This is a genomic window from Zunongwangia sp. (assembly GCF_048269745.1).
GTDB lineage: Bacteria > Bacteroidota > Bacteroidia > Flavobacteriales > Flavobacteriaceae > Zunongwangia.
On the sequence record NZ_JBLXIB010000018.1, the window covers coordinates 19,895 to 37,401 of the forward strand.

Consider the following 17,507-nt stretch of genomic DNA (forward strand, 5'->3'; position numbering starts at 1 on the left):
GTTAGTAGTATGTAACGCGGTAAGGTCTCCAAAGGACCTTATCGCTTTTTAAATCCAAAGCAGGTAAAAACTGAAATTATAACTTTTCTACATGAAAAATTTATACTTTAAATCCCAAAATTGGTCATTTTTCCTTATTCTTTTATTTTCAGGAAATCTTCTAGTTTATGCTCAAAATAAATTTGAAACTATCAATACAGAAGATGATATAATATCCATAAAAACTAGCGAGAATAACCTGAAAATCGAATTTTGTACACCTTCAATTGTTCGAGTAAGAATTTCTAAAACCAACAAATTTAAATCGAACGAGCCTTATATGGTAACTCGTTATAATTGGGAGAAGGTAAATCTCAAAAGAGAAGAAACTTCAGATAAATTAAGCTATACCACTTCAAAACTTAAACTAGAGATTCAAAAATCTCCTTTTAAACTATCGATTTTCGATCTACAAGGAAATATACTTTCCGAAGATGTCATAACTCAGGATTCAGACTCTAAAACAAACAATATAGTTTCTAAAAAACTGCAAGCCGATGAACACTTTTTTGGTTTCGGAGAGCGAATGGATTTCTTGGATCGCCGTGGAAAATCTGTTCATCTTGAAGTAGGTCGCGGTATAGGGAAACCACACATCATTGGTGCTTACAATGTTTTAGAAGCCAACTACTCCCCTGTTCCATTTTTTATGAGTACTAAAGGCTACGGAATTTTTTATCATACCAGTTATCCTTCAGATTGGGATATGGGAAAAACAGATCCTGAAATTTATTCCTTCTCTTCTCAAGATCCTGAAGTAGATTATTATTTTATTTACGGGCCAGATCTTCCAAATATTTTAGATCATTACACTTCAATAACCGGTAAATCTCCAATGCTTCCCAAATTTGCAATGGGACTGCATGTTGGAACCTATAGCGGCGGAACCTGGGGTCATGAAGAAGAAACCTCAGCGAACTATCCGGTAAGCTTAGTTGAAAAATTCAGACAATATCAAATTCCTATCGATGTACTTCACTTAGATTCTACCTGGCGTATGTTTGGTGAAAATGGTGGTAGTGGCGCTACAACTTTCGAGTGGCGTGAAACTTTTAAGAATACTGAACAAATGTTCGATAGTCTTTACGCATTAAATCTGAACGCTGTTGGTTTACACGTGCGCCCTAGGTTTGATAATGGTAAAAAATTACGATTATTAGATGAAGCGCGCGAAGCAGGTTATGTATATCCTGAACCTAATAATAAAGGAGAATTCGTTAATTTTTTTGATGAAGATGCCGTGAATTGGTGGTGGGAAAATGGTGCTATGCGTGTTGCCGAACAGGGCGCTATGTTTTTTAAAACTGATGAAGGAAGTGCTTTTGGAAGAAAAGCCAACGAAAGTGATAAAACCGGTCCACAAGGCGAAGAGATAAAAGCACTTCATAATGTTTTTCCGGTAGCGTACGCAAAAGCGCCTTTCACAAAATATCAGGATTATAATGGGATTAGAGGGATGAACCATACCCGCGAAGGTTATGCGGGAATTCAGCGATATCCTTTTATCTGGGCTGGAGACTGGCCAAGCGAATGGCAATATTTTGAACCTGTAATTAAAGCAGGATTAAATATTGGAATGTCTGGTGTTGGGTATTGGAGCCATAATATGGGCGGATTTGAACATGTTGCAGATCCTGAATTATATATTAGATGGTGCCAATTTGGATTTTTTAGTCCGATTTCTCATCTCTTTGGGATGGAACATCCTAATTATAAAGAGCCTTGGAATTACGGCGAAGAAGCGCAAAAAATATTTAAACAATACGATGATTTTCGATATAGTTTAATTCCGTATATCTATAGCACAGCGTACCAAAACCACAAGACCGGAATGCCATTGATGCGTGCGTTGGTATTAGATTATCAGGAAGACCCTAATGTTTACGAAATTACAGATCAATATCTTTTCGGAGAATCTATGATGATTTGTCCAGTAGTTACCAAAGGTGCAAAAACCCGAGTTGTATATCTTCCCGAAGGCGAATGGACAAATTACTGGACGGGCGAAACATTTAAAGGAAAACAATATCTAAATGTACTTTGCCCCATTGAAGAAATGCCAATTTTCATCAAAAGCGGAGCTATAATTCCTTCTCAGGAAGTGCAGCAGTTTGTTGGCGAAAAAGAAATTGATACAATCACGCTAGACGTATATCCCGGTATAGATTCCGAGTTTTATCTTTATGATGATGACGGAAAAAGCTTGGATTATGAAAATGGAAAATTTAGTTTGACTAAAATAACATTAGAATCTAATCAAAATTCGGCTAAAATAAGTATCAATATTCCTGAAGGTGATTATAAAATTGATAAACGAAACTACCTTGTAAGGGTTCATGAAAACTTCAGCCAGGCTACTTTAAATGGTAACTCTATAAAATCTGAAAATTCTTCCGAAGAAAATATCGTCAATTTTAAAATATCAGAAAGCGATAATGCCGTTTTAGAACTCTCTAAATAATGAAGTTTATAACTAAAAATATCATATTTGGATTATCTTTTTTGATCTTAGTTTTAGCCGCGAGTTGCAAGAAAAAAACTTCAGAAAAAATTGAAGAAAATCAAGATCAAAAATCACCGAATTTCGTAGTCATTATTGCTGATGATGCAGGATGGAACGATATGAGTTTTCACGGTTCAGAAATTAAAACGCCAAACATCGACAAGCTTGCAAAAAACGGAATTCAACTTAATCGATTTTATGCTTACCCCACTTGCTCGCCTACTCGTGCCAGTTTTTTAACCGGTATGCCGGCCAGCCGAATGGGAATTGTTGCACCGATTAGTGGACGAAGCGAAAAAACATTGCCAGATAGTTTAATTACTCTTCCTCAGGCATTAAAAAAAGCAGGATATAAAACCGCTTTGATAGGAAAATGGCACTTAGGCCTAAAACCAGAAAATGGTCCCACAGCATACGGTTTTGATTATTCTTATGGCTTTTTACATGGGCAAATAGACCAGTATTCTCACCACTATAAAAATGGAGATCCCAGCTGGCATCGCCAAGAAGAATTCATCGAAGAAAAAGGACACGCTACAGATCTTATAACCAGAGAAGCAATCGATTGGCTAAGTAGAAACAAATCACAAAATTTCTTTTTACAGTTGGCGTATAGTGCACCACATATACCATTACAAGAACCAGAACAATGGAAAAATAAATACTCTTTTATCGAAAATGAATCCAGAAGAGATTATGCCGCAGCCATATCTCATTTAGATGATGCTATTGGTAAAGTACTGATACAATTAGATCGATTGAATTTAAAAGAAAATACCATCATTTTGTTTTTAAGCGATAATGGCGCGCAGAAAAATTGGCACCCAAAAGAGCAATATAACGGTAAATATGGCCCTAACGATCAATTAGGAAGTAACTTACCGCTTCGCGATTTCAAAAAAAGTAATTATGAAGGTGCTATACGGGTACCCGCGATCCTTTCGTGGAATCAAAAATTTACTTCAGAAAAGATAAAAACTTACACCAGTATCATTGATTTAATGCCGACTTTTTTAGAGCTTGCAAATGCTGAAATTCCACAGCAGGTTGAAGGAAAAAGTATTATAAAAAACATACAAAATCAGCAATTTGAAGATCATGAAATTTATGTGCGTGGGCATTTACAGGAATGTTTTATCGAAAAACCCTGGAAATTAGTTAGAACAAGACATATAAATGCCGAAACTGAATTCGAATTATATAACATCGAAAAAAATCCTTCTGAAACAGCTAATATTATCAAAAATGAACCTGAAATTGCTAAAAAACTGATGATGAAAATTGAAAATGAATTTAGTAAAGACGCAAAAGAAGTAAATGTGCCTTTGAAATAATAAACTTAACTAGTAACGACCTATTAACTGCTCTACTAAAAATTAAAAATGTATAAAAATCTTCTATTTTTATTGATTTTGGGCATTTCGCCATCAATTTTTGCTCAAAAAAATATCGCTGAAAAACCACTATTTCGAGATCCTGTTCAGGATGGTGCTGCAGATCCTGTAATTATCTTAAACCGTGAGACCAGCAAATATGTGATGTTTTATACCAATCGCCGGGCCAAAGCAGATTCTCTACCAGGTGTTTCTTGGGTTCACGGCACTAAAATTGGTTACGCAACTTCTAAAAATGGTAGAGATTGGAAATATGAAGGCTCTGCTAATTTTGAAGGTCAGCCACAGGATCAAAACGACTTAACTTTTTGGGCTCCAGATGTTATTTATGAAAACGGAACTTATCATATGTACGTAACGATTGTTCCTGGGATTTTTGAAGGTTGGTATCACCCAAGATATATTTCTCACTATACATCTAAAAATCTAAAAGACTGGAAATTTCAGTCTAATCTTGATCTATCCTCTAAGCGTTGTATCGATGCTTATGTTTTCAAGATGAAAAACGGTATTTTTAGAATGTATTATAATAACGAAAATGATAACAAATCAATCTATTATGCCGATAGTAAAGATCTTTATCATTGGAAAGATAGTGGCAAAAAAGTAGTAAGCACCCGCGGAGAAGGAGCTGTGGTCTTTCAATGGAAAGACACTAATTGGATGATTATTGATTCCTGGAACGGCTTAAGTGCTTTTCAATCTGATGATCTTATAAACTGGAAAAAACAAGAGGAAAGAATTTTAGAAAAACCCGGTACTGGAAAAGACGATAAAGTAAAAGGTGGCCATGCCGATGTTATTGTTCAGGATGGTAAAGCTTATATCTTCTATTTTACACATCCTGAAAGAACGCCCGATAATAAAGATGTAGATGAGTATCGTACAAGACGAAGTTCTATTCAGGTGGCCGAGTTGCAATATGAGAACGGGAAAATAACCTGCGACAGAGATCAACCTGTTGGTTTAAATTTAAAACCGAAGCGAAAATGAAGACAGTAGCTTTTAAAATGAAATTAAAACCAAGCTTTGAAGCTGAATATAAAAAAAGACACGATAAAATCTGGCCAGAGTTATCTCTACTTCTTAAAGAAGCAGGCATCTCTGAATATCACATCTTTTTAGACGAAGAAAACTTAGATCTTATTGCAGTACAAAATCTAAGTGAAAACTCTACAGAGGCTAAACTTCCAGAACAACAGATCATGAAAAAATGGTGGGATTATATGGCGGATATTATGGAAACTAATCCAGATAATTCACCAAAATCAAAAATGTTAAAGTCAGTATTCTACATGAAATAGTTAACATATCATCACAGTACAGGATAGCTTTAAAAATCTTAATTTATAATTTAGTGATTCCGAAAATTTAAATCATTAAAATGAAATCAAAATTAGGGTTTAGCCTTGTTATTTTCTTAGTCGCAAAAGTAGGATTTGCGCAATCGATTTCATTTTCAAAAACGCATAAAGCAGATATAAATTTAACAGAGAATACAACCTATTCTGAAAATTCCGGCTATGGTTTCGATTTTAATTCCGGTTCTCAGGTGCACTTTGAAAAGCAAGGTTTTGTAGCCGACACTTCCGTTTATTTCTCGGTAAAACTTCCTGAAGGAAATTATCAAATCGAGGTACAATTGGGTGGGAAAAAGCCATCAGAAACCACCATCAAAGTAGAATCTAGAAGATTAATGCTGGCACAAGAAAAGGTTGGAGCGCATCAAACAAAAACCTTCAGTTTTAACGTGCATTTACATCATCAGGAAATAGGGAATACTTCAGCAAAAGTCAATCTAAAACAACGAGAATTAGGTGATCTGGATTGGGATAAAAAGTTAACGTTGGAATTTCTAGGCCATCCCGCTGTTCAGAAAATAACGATTACTCCGGTTGATAATCTTACGACCCTATTTTTAGCCGGAGATTCCACGGTCACCAATCAGGATTTAGAACCTTGGGCTTCCTGGGGACAATTTTTACCGCTGTATGTAAATCAAAATGCCGTAGTCGCTAATTATGCGGCTTCAGGAGCTTCTTTATCTTCTTTTAAAGCTCGAAAACGCTTAGACAAGATTTTGTCTTTGCTGAAAAAAGACGATTATCTCATTATCGAATTTGGGCATAATGATGAAAAGATTAAAGGTGAAGGTAATGGCGCTTACGGACTTTACACCGACCTCTTAACCGAATATATTGAAGCGGCACGAGCCAAAGGAGCGATTCCTATTTTGGCAACGCCTACCCAACGAAGAGCTTTTAAAAATGGTAAACTTGAGCCAACTCACGGCGATTTTCCCGATGCGATGCGAAAAGTAGCTGAAAAAATGAAGGTTCCACTAATCGATTTAACCAAAGCGACCACTAAAATGTATGAAAGTTGGGGAGAAGAAATTTCTCGAAAAGCATTGGTACAATATCCTGCCAATACCTTCCCGGGACAAACCGAAAAACTGGAAGACAATACGCATTTTAACAGCTTTGGCGCTAATGAGATTTGCCTTGCATTTGTTCAAGAAATTAAAGATAAAGGTATATCACTACAACATTATTTTAAACCGAATATTCAAACCTACAACCCCACAAAACCTAACTCCATTTCAAACTGGACAATCCCAATAAGTCCACGTTTTGAAAGCATTAAACCTTACGGAAATTAAACAACAATGATCAAACTAAAACTTATACCCTTTCTCTTCTGTGCCTTTTTTATTAGGAATTTATCCGCTCAGGAAACACAAAAAATAATGCTCTCAGGTCCCGATTTTGAACATCAAAAAGAATGGGATTTTAAAGTAACCGACGGTCAAAATGCCGGCGAATGGGCTAAGATTGGTGTTCCCTCACAATGGGAAACCGAAGGTTTTGGAACATACACCTACGGGCGTTGGTACAAAGAATTGAATCAAGAAGAACCCAGCAAAGAAGAAGGTTTTTACAAGTATGAATTTGAAGTTCCTCAGGAATATGAACATCAGCAGGTCATCATCAATTTCGGGGGTGCGATGACTGATACTGAAGTAAAAATCAACGGGAAACTGGCCGGCGAAAAACATCAGGGTGGCTTTTATGAATTCAGTTATGATATTTCAGATTTAATCAACTACGATAAAAAAAACCTGCTCGAAGTACACGTATGGAAGCATTCTGAAAACCATAACGTCAATCGCGCCGAACGTTATACCGATTGGTGGTTGTTTGGTGGAATTTATCGCCCCGTTTGGTTGGATATTTTACCGGAAACCCACATCCAACATGTAGCTATAGATGCCAAAGCTGACGGAAGCTTAAATGCCGATCTAGAACTGGAGAACCTTCCTAAAAACACAGAAGTTGAAATTACTTTAACTCCCGATGGTCAATCAACTTCCAGGTTCAAAAACTTCACCAAAAAACTCGATCACAAAGCTGAAAAACAACGAGTTTCGGTTCAATTTAAAAATATCAAACCTTGGAACCCGGAAGAACCCAACTTGTATTGGGTGCAATTCGATCTAAAGAAAAATGGAAAAGTGCTGCATTCCGTAAAAAAACGAATCGGATTTAGAAGCTTAGATTTCAGGAAGCGAGACGGAATTTACGTGAACGGCACTAAAATTAAAATGAAAGGCATCAACCGCCATACCTTTTGGCCGGAATCCGGGCGAAGCACCAGTAAGCGTATTAGCGTGATGGACGCCAACCTCATCAAAGATATGAATATGAATGCCATACGTGTTCATTATCCACCGGACACTCATTTTTTGGAAGCCTGTGATTCACTGGGACTTTTTGTACTGGATGAATTAGCCGGTTGGCAAAATGGTTACGACACCGAAACCGGACGAAAACTAATTAAAGAAATGGTAGAACGTGATGTGAATCATCCTTCCGTCATTATCTGGGATCAAGGTAACGAAGGTGGCTGGAATGATGAACTGGATGATGATTTTGCAAAATACGATCCTCAAAACCGAATCGTCATTCATCCTTGGGCCGATTTCAACGGCTGGGATACACACCACTACCCTACTTTTCAAACCGGAGTTCATCGTTTTGGCAGCGGAGAAAATGTATTTTTCCCTACGGAAACAATGCACGGAACCTATGATAATGGAATTGGAGCTGGATTACGGGATTTTTGGGAACACTACAGTAAAAGTCCGCTTTTTGCCGGAAGCTTCCTTTGGGTATTTAGCGACGAAGCTGTATTAAGAACCGATTGGACCGGTGAACAAAAATATGATTCCAAAGGAAATTTAGCCCCCGATGGCGCTTTAGGACCTCATCGTGAAAAAGAGGGAAGTTTCTATACCGTAAAAGAAGTTTGGGCACCGCTACAGTTTCAACCTCTACAAATTACAGAAACTTTTGATGGCACTTTCATAGTAGAAAACACCTATTTATTTACCAATCTGAATGAATGCCAAATCTCCTATAAAGTACAACAAGCTCCTAAAAATTTCTTGTATGCTAATACGGAAGTAGAAACGGTTTATGAAGGTGATTTTGAAGTACCCGACATTCAACCGGGAGAAACACGTCAATTAAAAATGCCCGTGAAAGAGAATTTCTTTAAAGGCGATTGGGTTGAAATTACCGCTACCGATAAACACGGAAGGGAAATTTATACCTGGACTTGGAAAATTCATCACGCCGATGCACTTACTGACAAATTTATGCTGAAAGAAAAAGGAACTCAAGCCAGCGTTACCGAAAATGAAAATTCGGTAATTTTAAAAGGTGGTGAAGTTAGTCTTACGCTAGATAAAACTACTGGGGAAATTACCAAGATTACCAATGCGAAAGGTGAACTTCCATTTATAAATGGCCCTCGTCCTATTGGAATGAAGGCTGAAGTCAAAAATGTAGAAATTAACAAAGAAAATGCGGAAGTAATCGTATTCTATAATGGAGGAATCCATACCATCAAATGGACCATCACAAATGATGGAAGAATACATCTAGAAGCTATTATGCTAAAAAATTCAGGACGCAACAGTGGTTTCGACGGTGCATTTTATCAGGGAGAAATCAATAAATTTGGACTCACCTTTGATTTTCCTGAAGAGATCGTAGAAGGTTTTAAATGGTTTGGAAAAGGTCCGTACCGGGTTTGGAAAAACCGACTGGACGGCGTAGAATACAATGTTTGGGATAAAGACTATAACAATACCATTACCGGGGAAAGCTTTGAAAATCTAATTTATCCTGAATTTAAAGGTTATCACGCGAATTTCATCGCCGGAAAACTAAAGGCAAAAGATAAAAGCTTTCGAATTTTTAGCGAATCTGATGAGTTATTCTTACGCTTATTTACCCCTGATGAGCCTAAAAACACAATTTCTAACGCCAAAGCATATCCCGATTTTCCGGAAGGAAATATTTCGTTTATGTATGAAATCCCAGGAATGCACTCTTTTAAACCATTATCACAACAAGGCCCCAGCAGTCAGCCCACCAACATAAGAATTAAAAATGGTGATGATGGAATCTCGATGAAGTTGTGGTTTGATTTTAGGGGTTTTAGGGAATATTGAGAAGTTAGCGGCGGCTGAGTGATTGCGACAAAGGAGCAATTGTATCGAAGCCAGAGTGGAATGAAAAAGTAGGAAGTTAGAAAATAGAGAATGAACAAGAAACAAGAAGTGTCCCTTCAAGTGATTTTAGTGAAGTGATAGCGGAGATAAAATAGTATCGAGAAGTAGTGCGGAATGAGGTTTTAGAAAATAGAATATAGACTAGAGATTATAGAGACAAGAAGACATAAACGGAATGACAAAAAAATAAATGGATTTAGATTTTAAGCTCTAGTAGCGAAGCAATCTAAATTCTATAAAATAACCGCACAAGGGATTGAAGTGGAAATCCCGGATTGCAACCGTAGGAAGCAAACGGAATTGAAACGGAAAGCCCGACCCGAAAGGGATGCGCCCAAAAAATAACAACTAAAAAAATGAAAACAATCAAATTATTTATAGCCTTAGTACTCTTTATCAGCCTCATTAGCTGTGATCAACAACCAACTGAAAAGCCTACGGTGTACATTATCGGTGATTCTACCGTGAAAAATGGCAGCGGCAAAGGTGATGGCGGACTTTGGGGCTGGGGCGATTATATGGATCAGTTACTGGACACGACGAAAGTGGCTATTGAAAATCACGCTTTGGGCGGCACGAGTAGCCGAACTTTCCAAAGCAAAGGTTTGTGGGAACCGGTAAAAGATAGCTTGAAAAAAGGTGATTTTGTGTTACTACAATTTGGGCATAATGATAATGGCCCCATCAATGATGATTTTCGGGCACGCGGTACAATTAAAGGTATTGGCGACGAAAGCGAAGAGATTGACAATATGCTTACAGGCGAGCACGAAATCGTACATTCGTATGGTTGGTATTTACGAAAAGTGATTAAAGATGCGAAAGAAAAAGGCGCTATTCCGATAGTGATGTCGCCTATTCCTCGTAATGATTGGACGGATGGGAAACTCTCCAGAAACGATGATTCTTACGGCGGCTGGGCAAAACAGGTAGCCGAAGAAGAAGGAGTTACTTTCATCGATCTGAATGAAAAAATGGTGAATGCTTTGAACCCTATAGGAGAAGAAAAAGTAACCGGAACATATTTTTACAAACGCGATCATACACATACTTCTGCGCGTGGTGCTGTGCTTTCGGCAAGCTTAATCGCTGAAGGTTTAGCGGAAAGTGACAATGATTTAAAAAACTATTTACTTGACGAGCCAACAACGCATTTACCGGAGAAAAAAGATATTTTTCTAATTGGTGATTCTACGGTGGCCAACAATGGCAACGATAGTATTACGGGTTGGGGCGTAGTTTTTGAAAAATATTTTGACACAACACGGGTTCGGATTCATAATAAAGCTAGAGGAGGTCGAAGCAGCCGTACTTTTCGAGGTGAAGGTTTATGGGATGCAGTGAAAGACTCACTCAGCGAAGGTGATTTTGTAATCATGCAATTCGGTCATAATGACGGCGGACATATCGACCAACCTAAATATCGGGGTTCTATTCGGGGAATGGGTGATGAAACTCAGGTGGTCGATTTTGGAAACGATAGCACCGAAGTGGTGCATACTTATGGTTGGTATATGAAAAAATACATCGAAGAAGCCCGTGAAAAAGGTGCTACTCCTATCGTGTTGAGTATGGTTCCCAGAAATATCTGGCACGGAAATAAGGTAGAACGCAACGATAAGGATTATGCTGGGTTAGCCAAGCAAGCAGCAAAAGAAACCGAGGCTATTTTTGTGGATTTAAATGATTCTATTGCGGTGAAGTATGAAGAAATAGGCAAAGAGAAAGTGAAAAACTTCTTTCCTAAAGATCATACACACACCAATAAAGAAGGAGCTGAAATCAACGCTTTAACCGTAGCGAAAAGTCTTGAACAGCTAAGAAATGCTTACATCCGCGATTATATTTACCTGCCGGAAGAAGGAAAAAAGTAAACCTATGCAATTTAAAAGTAATATCCCTTGCCTACTTTTCTTCATTCTAATACCGATAAGTTTGTTTGCGCAGCAATTGGAAAAGTTAGATCGCGGAATAGTTGCTATAAAGGAGAATGAGAAGGAAGTCTTCATTAGTTGGCGATCTTTTAAAGAAGATACAGCAAATATAGGTTTTAACGTATACCGATCAACCAACGGAGATGCTGTAAAATTGAATTCGGTTCCCATCACTTCAAAAACCTGGTTTATTGATACTACTTTTCATTCTAAAAAAGACAATACCTGGTTTGTGAAAAGTGTTGAAGATTCAATAGAGAAAAGAGAAGATGGAAGGTTTACAATTTCGGCAAATAGCAAAGCAAAACTTTATTTTTCCATCCCGCTACAAACTCCGGAAGAATATTCGCCCAACGATGCCTCAATAGGCGATTTAGATGGTGACGGACAATATGAAATCGTATTACACCAAACTGGTCGCGGTCATGATAATTCTCATGCCGGATTAACTGATCCACCGATTTTTCAAGCTTATGAAATGGATGGCACCTTGCTTTGGGAAATCAATTTAGGAAAGAATATTCGCGAAGGTGCACATTATACTCAGTTTTTAGTCTACGATTTTGATGGCGACGGAAAAGCCGAAATGGCTTGTAAAACTGCTGATGGCACTACAGACGGACAAGGAAACATTATTGGAGACCTTACCAAAGACTGGCGAAATTTAGATAAAAATTCTAAAACCTACGGAAAAATTTTAGAGGGACCAGAATACCTCACCGTTTTTGAAGGAACTACCGGAAAAGCAATTGCTACAACAGATTATATTCCTCCTCGAGGAAATATTGGCGGTTGGGGCGGTAAAGGTGGTAACGGCGGAAACGACCGAACCGGAAACCGAGTAGATCGTTTTACTGCAGCCGTTGCTTATCTCGATGGAAAGCATCCTAGTTTTATTATGGGGAGGGGCTATTATGGAAGAAGTGTGCTAGCTGCTTTTGATTTTTCACAAGGAGAAATAAAATCTCGATGGGTATTTGATACTGAAAATGGCAAAAACCCTTATTCAGGAATGGGTAATCATGGACTTTCTGTAGCCGATGTAGATCAAGACGGAAAAGATGAAATTATATTCGGTGCCATGACCGTTGATGATGATGGTAACGGTTTATACACTACCGGTTTCCGCCACGGTGATGCCTTGCACGTTAGCGATTTAGACCCCGATCTTCCTGGTTTGGAAATTTTTAATATTCATGAGATTGAAGATAGTACCCATGGTCCCGGTGTTACGCTCTATAAAGCCAAAAATGGAGAGCTTTTGTTTAAAGCCTCCCTCGATGAAGATGTAGGCCGTGGCATTGCCGGAAATATAGTTCCTACTCAAAAAGGAGCTCAAATGTGGTGGTCAGGAGATCCCAATCTATATGACATCAAAGGAAATATAATTGGCACCTCTCCTAAAGAAATCAATTTCTTAATTTGGTGGGATGGAGATGCTACACGAGAATTGCTAGACAGAACGCATATAACTAAATACGGAAAAGGAGTCATTTTTGAAGCCGAAGGAACTCGATCTAACAACTGGTCTAAAGCTACTCCAACACTATCTGGAGATATTTTGGGAGACTGGCGCGAAGAACTAATACTTCCTTCCAAAGACAATCAGGAATTACGAGTGTATTCCACAATCATTCCTACCAAGATAAAACTGTCCACTTTAATGCAAAACAGGCAATACCGATTAAGTATTGCCTGGCAAAATGTAGGTTATAATCAGCCACCGCACCCGAGTTTTTATCTGGGAGCGGGATGGCAAAAATTTATTAATGCAATAGATAAAAAGAAAAGGATTAAACTCCACTAAATGCATTAAAACCACCATCTACAGGAATTACTGTTCCAGTTACAAAAGCTGAGGCGTTGCTGGCTAACCACACAGCAACCCCCTGTAATTCTTCAGGTTTACCAAACCTTCCCATTGGTGTTTGATCTACAATTTTTTGTCCTCGATTAGTTAAAGATCCATCTTCATTCAATAAAAGATCTCTATTTTGCTCTCCAACGAAAAAGCCAGGAGCAATAGCATTTACCCTAATTCCCTCTCCATACTTATGATTTAGTTCTACGGAAAGCCACTTAGTGAAATTATCTATAGCTGCTTTGGATGCTGAGTATCCCATAACGCGTGTTATAGTTCGTTGTGCTGCCATTGAAGAGATATTGATTATACTACCGGTTTTTTGCTTTACCATTTCTTTGGCGAAAACCAGAGTTGGTAATACAGTACCGTTAAAATTTAATTGAGTAACTCCATCTAAAGCTTCTATAGAAAGATCAAAGAACTCCTGATCTGGTGTAATTACCGCTCCTTTTTTATTTCCACCCGCTGCATTTACTAAAATATCAATACTCCCCCACTCTGCGAGTATTTTATCTTTTGCAATAGTTAAGCTTTCTTTATCTAGTACGTCGGCCACTAAAGCTAGGGCTTTACCACCTTCTTTTTTTATTTCTTCTACTCTATTATTTACGGTTTCTTCGGTTCTACCCAAAACTGCCACTTTAGCTCCATTTTTTGATAGGCCGTGTGCAATTGCTCCACCCAAAACTCCATTTCCGCCGGTTACAATTGCTACTTTTCCATTTAATTCAAACATATTTCTATTTCAATGCATTTATAATTCCAAATTCTAATCCGCGTAATTCTGCCAATCCACGTAAACGACCAATAGCTGAATACCCAGGATAATACGGTTTCCCCTGATCATCCATCATTTCATGACCATGATCTGGTCGCATTGGTAAAACCCTATGATCTGTTTTATGACATTCATAAAATGTTCGGATTAAATTATACATTTCAGCACTTCCTTCTAGATGATTAGCCTCATAAAAATGATAAGGAGCCACTCTATTTACAGAACGTAAATGCACAAAATGAATACGCTTATACCAGGTTTCAATAATTTCAGTTAGTTTATTTTCTTCAGAGGCGCCTAAACTACCACTACAAAATGTGAGTCCGTTGTTAATCGATGGAACTGCTTCAAAAATAAATTTTAAATCTTCGGCTGTACTCACAATTCTTGGCAACCCAAAAACCGGCCATGGCGGATCATCTGGATGAATGGCCAGTACAACCTCTAATTCTTCTGCAACAGGAATCACTTCTTTTAGAAAATAAATTAAATTTTCCTGTAATTGTTCTCTAGAAATACCATCGTACTGTTGCAGCCCATTTTTTAGTTTTTCAATAGTAAAACCATCTTTATCTCCTGGCAATGCCATTAATAAACTTTGTTTTAAAACAGCGATTTCCTGGTCTGAAAGACTTTCATATTTCGCTTTGGCTTGCATCAAAATATCATCTGAATACGATTTTTCAGCATCCTCACGTTGCATCATATACACATCGAAAATCACTACATCAATCATCTCGTGAAGTAAAGCTGTACTGCCATCTTCCAACTCGTAACGAACGTTAGTTCTTAACCAGTCGAGAATAGGCATAAAATTGTAGCAGATTGTTTTAACACCGCAAGCTGCTAAATTTTTAATGCTTTCTTTGTAGTTCTCGATCAACTGATCTCTTTCAGGTCTTCCCTGTTTTATAAATTCATGTACAGGTAAACTTTCAACCACATTCCAATGCAATTTAAAAGAGTGCAATCGATTGCTTTTTTCGATCTGAAGAATACGTTCTTTAATAGCTTCCTCTGTCCAGATTTCACCGACGGGAATTTGATGTAAAGCAGTGACCACACCATGTGCTCCTGCTTGTTTTATTGTAGCTAGTTTTACCGGATCGTTGGGACCATACCAACGCCAGCTTTGTTCAAAAATCATTTTTATTTAATTTTCTTGAATTGTTTCTTTTAATACACCGTAAGGTAAGAATTTATTAGTAATTTTCACATATATTTAGTCTAAAGCAACACCGGAATCAGTCATCTAAATTCGTAAATTATTTTACCAAATTTTTTAAGATGTATTGGTAATGTTAATTCAGTAGTGGGTTTAGTTTGATTCCAACCGATAAATTCAGGTTTACGTTCTCCAAGCTAATTATAATATTATTTCTGGCTCAATTTTTTTTGTCCGAGGTTGTAAAACCCAGTCTTCATCATTTAAAAAATAACATAATTAGATCTCTTCAAAAGTTAGCTTTTTTATATTAGATTAACTACCTGCTGTATTTTTTCTAAACTTTAACTACTGCTATAAAAAAAGCCTCACGATAAATTGTGAGGCTTCAATACTTTAAATTTTAAACTATTGTAGTTCAAAAACTTGTTTCATTTTTTCTTGCAAAGCACTATCATCACCGTATACGCTATCAAACTCGTTAGTAGCTTTATTATAAGTATAATCTTTACTCCAAGTTTCTTTATTTTCTATTATTGCTTTTATAGAATCTGTAATATAATTTACCTCTTTATCCGTCATAATTGGATGTAATGATACACGTACCCAACCGGGTTTGTTAGTAAGGTTTTTAGTTTCTATATCTTTTACTAATTTAGCTGATGATTCTTCTTTTATTTTGAAAAAATAATGTGCATAACTACTAGCACAAGACCAGCCACCACGAACTTGTATACCAAATCTATCATTTAACAAACGAACCACTAAATTATAGTGCATTCCTGAAATATTGAAAGAAATACATCCTATTCGTTTTTCATTTTGTTTTCCTAATAATTCAATTTCAGAAGAATCTGCTATATTCTTATAAAAAAGTCGTAATAACTCTTCTTCTCTTAAGTGCATTTTTCTTGGATTCATTTGGTCTTTCAAACGCAGACATAGAGCTGTTCTCATTACTTGTAGAATTCCCGGTGTTCCTCCATCTTCTCGTACTTCAATATCATCATTATATCCATATTCTCCCCAAGGATTTGTCCATTTTACGTTTCCCCCTCCAGGATTATCGGGTTTTACCGCTTTATAAAGATTTTTATTAAAAACCAATATACCGCAAGTTCCAGGACCTCCTAAAAATTTATGTGGAGAAAAGAAAATAGCGTCTAATTGTTGATTTTTGTTTTCAGGATGCATATCAATTGTTTGATATGGTGCTGAGGCTGCAAAATCTACAAAGCATAATCCGCCGTTTTCATGCATAATTTCAGCTAATTCGTAAAAAGGAGTAATAGCTCCTGTGACGTTAGAACAACCTGAAAAAGCACCTATTTTGACACTTCTATTTTTATATTTTTCGATCTCTTTGCGTAGCGAAGCTGCTGAAACTTGTAAATCTTCATTTGGTTCTACAATAACCACATCTACATCAAGCTCCATCCAAGATACTTGATTAGAATGATGCTCCATATGAGTTATAAAAACTACTGGACGATCTGAAGAATCATTACAATTTTGCAGCTGTAAAAAACGATGTAATTTAGCAAGAGCACCTGTCATTCCCGTTCCTGTAGTTACTAGAATATCATCTTCATTAGCATTAACATGATCTTTTATAATGCCTCTTGCTTCCTTATAAGCATAGGTTGCTGCTTTTCCACTTTCACTAGAAAAAGAATGTGTATTAGCCATTAAAGGACCTATTTTTTTACAAATGATCTCTTCAATTGGCTGATAAAGTCTTCCGCTGGCAATCCAATCAGCATACAGTAAATGTTGCTTCCCGTAATAAGAAGTAAACTGATAATCGGTACCGATAGTTTTTTCTCGAAAAGTCTTAAAATATTCTTCTAAATTTTGATCAATTGCTTTAAGATTATTCGCCTGTTCAGCCATTAATTAATATTTTGTAGGGTTTGTATTTTAATTTTGAATTAAAAGTATATTTATTACTTCTTTTTATAAGCCTTAATACCATCTTTTAACCATTGTGTATACGATTCTATATCTGGATCGTAAGCTGTTGGCTCTTCTAGCATCGCTCCCTCATTATCGATAAGAACATAATAAGGTTGTGCATTTGCTTTATAATGTGTTATCTGAAAATCGCTCCACTTATTCCCTATTGTTCGTACCTTATGACCCGTGGTTTCCGATACATATTGCTCTTCTTCCGGTAACTCCTTTTTATCATCTACATACAAGGATATCAATACCACCTCATCTCGCAATATACTTTCCACCTGTGGATC

At 37.1% G+C, this 17,507-nt stretch carries 11 protein-coding genes and 1 pseudogene; 8 read left to right on the forward strand and 4 right to left on the reverse strand.

The genetic code is table 11. The features are described from left to right. Positions 1 to 91: 91 nt before the first annotated feature. The 8 genes from ACN0WI_RS15375 (at position 92) to ACN0WI_RS15410 (ending at position 13,258) form a co-directional block, all read left to right on the forward strand. Entirely contained in the window at positions 92 to 2,500 is a 2,409-nt protein-coding gene (locus tag ACN0WI_RS15375) for a glycoside hydrolase family 31 protein (RefSeq protein WP_417887935.1), read from the forward strand. Continuing rightward, positions 2,500 to 3,876: a sulfatase-like hydrolase/transferase gene (locus tag ACN0WI_RS15380; protein WP_417887936.1), complete on the forward strand. Its 1,377-nt coding sequence runs from the start codon at positions 2,500 to 2,502 to the stop codon at positions 3,874 to 3,876. The genes ACN0WI_RS15375 and ACN0WI_RS15380 overlap by 1 nt, the downstream gene beginning before the upstream one ends. Positions 3,877 to 3,924: 48 nt before the next feature. Beyond that, positions 3,925 to 4,929 carry a glycosyl hydrolase gene (locus ACN0WI_RS15385; protein ID WP_417887937.1) on the forward strand — a complete coding sequence of 335 codons (1,005 nt, stop codon included), beginning with the start codon at positions 3,925 to 3,927 and terminating at the stop codon, positions 4,927 to 4,929. Then, a complete protein-coding gene (rhaM, locus tag ACN0WI_RS15390; RefSeq protein ID WP_417887938.1) occupies positions 4,926 to 5,240 on the forward strand; it encodes an L-rhamnose mutarotase in 315 nt (104 codons plus the stop codon). Before ACN0WI_RS15385 ends, rhaM begins: the two co-directional genes overlap by 4 nt. An 80-nt stretch (positions 5,241 to 5,320) precedes the next feature. Next, a complete protein-coding gene (locus ACN0WI_RS15395; RefSeq protein ID WP_417887939.1) occupies positions 5,321 to 6,598 on the forward strand; it encodes a rhamnogalacturonan acetylesterase in 1,278 nt (425 codons plus the stop codon). Between the two features lie 87 nt (positions 6,599 to 6,685). After that, positions 6,686 to 9,457, forward strand: coding sequence for a glycoside hydrolase family 2 TIM barrel-domain containing protein (locus tag ACN0WI_RS15400; RefSeq protein ID WP_417887940.1), 2,772 nt, complete (start codon positions 6,686 to 6,688; stop codon positions 9,455 to 9,457). A 416-nt stretch (positions 9,458 to 9,873) separates the two neighbouring features. After that, the gene (locus ACN0WI_RS15405) at positions 9,874 to 11,391 is read left to right on the forward strand and encodes a rhamnogalacturonan acetylesterase (RefSeq protein ID WP_417887941.1); all 1,518 of its coding nucleotides are present in this window, start codon (positions 9,874 to 9,876) and stop codon (positions 11,389 to 11,391) included. A gap of 4 nt (positions 11,392 to 11,395) precedes the next feature. After that, positions 11,396 to 13,258: a rhamnogalacturonan lyase gene (locus ACN0WI_RS15410; RefSeq protein ID WP_417887942.1), complete on the forward strand. Its 1,863-nt coding sequence runs from the start codon at positions 11,396 to 11,398 to the stop codon at positions 13,256 to 13,258. Here ACN0WI_RS15410 and ACN0WI_RS15415 read toward each other — a convergent pair. From ACN0WI_RS15415 to ACN0WI_RS15430, 4 genes and pseudogenes are all read right to left on the reverse strand, one after another. After that, complete coding sequence (locus ACN0WI_RS15415; protein ID WP_417887943.1) at positions 13,245 to 14,051, reverse strand: SDR family oxidoreductase; 807 nt, start codon at positions 14,049 to 14,051, stop codon at positions 13,245 to 13,247. The genes ACN0WI_RS15410 and ACN0WI_RS15415 overlap by 14 nt on opposite strands. Before the next feature lie 4 nt (positions 14,052 to 14,055). Next, positions 14,056 to 15,240: a mannonate dehydratase gene (gene uxuA / locus ACN0WI_RS15420; protein ID WP_417887944.1), complete on the reverse strand. Its 1,185-nt coding sequence runs from the start codon at positions 15,238 to 15,240 to the stop codon at positions 14,056 to 14,058. A gap of 426 nt (positions 15,241 to 15,666) precedes the next feature. Further along, positions 15,667 to 17,151 carry an aminotransferase class V-fold PLP-dependent enzyme gene (locus ACN0WI_RS15425; protein WP_417887946.1) on the reverse strand — a complete coding sequence of 495 codons (1,485 nt, stop codon included), beginning with the start codon at positions 17,149 to 17,151 and terminating at the stop codon, positions 15,667 to 15,669. A gap of 53 nt (positions 17,152 to 17,204) precedes the next feature. Continuing rightward, a pseudogene (locus ACN0WI_RS15430) lies at positions 17,205 to 17,507 on the reverse strand (thiol:disulfide interchange protein); the annotation flags it as partial.